The sequence below is a fragment of the Streptomyces chilikensis genome (genome assembly GCF_001642695.1).
Lineage (GTDB): Bacteria > Actinomycetota > Actinomycetes > Streptomycetales > Streptomycetaceae > Streptomyces > Streptomyces chilikensis.
The window spans coordinates 1-1,408 of the sequence record NZ_LWCC02000056.1 but is presented as its reverse complement, the minus strand read 5'-3'; the positions used below and the strand labels follow the sequence as shown (position 1 = coordinate 1,408).

Annotated in this window: 1 protein-coding gene; it reads left to right on the top strand. The window is 78.3% G+C overall.

The features are described from left to right. Nucleotides 1-109 precede the first annotated feature (109 nt). Complete coding sequence (locus A2U95_RS22150) at nucleotides 110-1,312, top strand: THUMP-like domain-containing protein (RefSeq protein WP_240957620.1); 1,203 nt, start codon at nucleotides 110-112, stop codon at nucleotides 1,310-1,312. The last annotated feature ends 96 nt before the right edge of the window (nucleotides 1,313-1,408 follow it).

The window sequence follows — 1,408 nt, the reverse complement described above, 5'->3', positions numbered from 1 at the left end:
CGGCCCACGGCGGCCGGCCCGCGGCGACCGCCCCGGCGGGCCGCGCCCGCGGCGCCGCGGAGCGGCAGGGCGGGACGGGGGCCGCGGAGCGTGCGGGGACAATGGGGCGGTGAGTGAGACCGCTGAGCACCTGGCCGCCTTCGCGGCGCTGTTGACCGCCGAGGGACGCGCCCTCCTCGACGAGGTGCGGGAGGTGGCGCCCGGCGGGGAACTGGCCGCCGCCACCCGGCTGCGGCGCGACCACTCCCCCGAGCTGGTGTCCGCCGCCCTCACGCAGGCCCGCCTCCGCGCCCGCGCCGCCGCCAAGTTCGGCGCGGAGGACGCCCGGCGGATGTTCTTCACCCCCAACGGCGTCGAGCAGTCCACCCGCGCCACGGTCGCCGCCCACCGCGCCGCCCGCTTCGCGGACCTCGGCGTCCGCTCCGTCGCCGACCTCTGCTGCGGCATCGGCGGCGACGCCGTCGCGCTCGCCCGGGCCGGCATCCGCGTGCTGGCCGTCGACCGGGACCCGCTGACCGCCGCCGTCGCCCGCGCCAACGCCGAGGCGCTGGGCCTCACCGACCTGATCGAGGTGCGGGAGGCCGACGTCACCGAGGTCGACACCGCCGGCCACGACGCGGTGTTCGTGGACCCGGCGCGCCGCGGCGGCCGGGGGCGGATCTTCGACCCGGAGGCCTACTCGCCGCCGCTGTCCTGGGCGGTGGAGGCCGCCCGCGGCGCCTCCCGCGCCGCCGCGCTGAAGGTGGCCCCGGGCATCCCGCACGAGGCGGTGCCCGACGCGGCCGAGGCGGAGTGGATCTCGGACGGCGGCGACGTGAAGGAGGCCGTCCTCTGGTTCGGCGAGGCCGCCCGGCCCGGAGCCGTGTGCGCCACGCTGCTGCCCGGTCCGCGCCGGCTGCTCGGCCGGGGGCTGCCCGACCCGGAGGTCCGCCCCGTGGGCCGTTACCTGTACGAGCCGGACGGCGCGGTGATCCGCGCGCACCTGGTCGCCGAGGTGGCCGAGGAGGTCGGCGGCGGGCTCATCGACGGGACGATCGCCTTCGTCACCTCCGACGAGCTCCGTCCCACCCCGTACGCCGCCGGGTACGAGATCACCGACGTGCTCCCCTTCAACGTCAAGAGGCTGAAGGCGCTGCTGAGGGAGCGCCAGGTCGGCACCCTCACCGTGAAGAAGCGCGGCTCGGCGGTCGAGCCGGAGGAGCTCCGCCGCAAGGCGCTGCCCAAGCCGCAGGGACGCAACGCGGTCACCGTGTTCCTGACCCGCGTCGCGGGCGCCCCCGCGATGCTCCTGGGCCATCCGCTGCCCCGCTGACGCGCGCCCTCAGGCGTGGGTGACGCGCGCCCTCAGGCGTGGGTGACGCGCGCCCTCAGGCGTGGGCCGGCCGCGACGCCCCCGGCACCTCGGGCA